The organism is Micromonospora sp. AB353 (assembly GCF_049538395.1).
In the GTDB taxonomy this organism is placed as follows: Bacteria; Actinomycetota; Actinomycetes; order Mycobacteriales; family Micromonosporaceae; genus Micromonospora; species Micromonospora aurantiaca.
In genome coordinates, this window is the sequence record NZ_JBMVFV010000195.1 from 1 (window position 1) to 438 (window position 438).

Consider the following 438-nt stretch of genomic DNA (forward strand, 5'->3'; position numbering starts at 1 on the left):
ATCGATACGCGACTGGGCGCCCTGCACGCCGTGCGGGATCAGCTTGTCACCCTGCACGCCCACACTCACCGGCTTCGCCGCGTGGGTGGTGTCCGCCGCGTGGGCGGCGACCGGACCGGCGAACACGCCACCGGCGAAAGCCAGACCAGCAACACCCAGAACGCTCTTCCGCAGAATCGTGTTCATCACAAATGCTCCATTCGGGGGTCGACGCACCCGGGGGAATGGGCGCGTGGCACCGTCAGGCGCTCAAGAAGACTTGGGGGGATCCCGGCAGCTCGCGGGGCACAGGGGCTGCCACTGCGCGGCGCCGCAAGCATGTCCAATGACCCGCCACCCGGCATCATTCCCGGGCGGCTCACGTCGCCGGAACCATCGTCAACGACCAGCCGGCCGGGATGATTCCCGCAGGCCGTGCGGCCCATCACGGGGCGGGGC

Annotated in this window: 1 pseudogene; it reads right to left on the reverse strand. The window is 69.6% G+C overall.

The window, feature by feature from the left end:
• A pseudogene (locus tag ACPCK6_RS29650) lies at positions 1–186 on the reverse strand (hypothetical protein); the annotation flags it as partial.
• Positions 187–438: the final 252 nt, after the last annotated feature.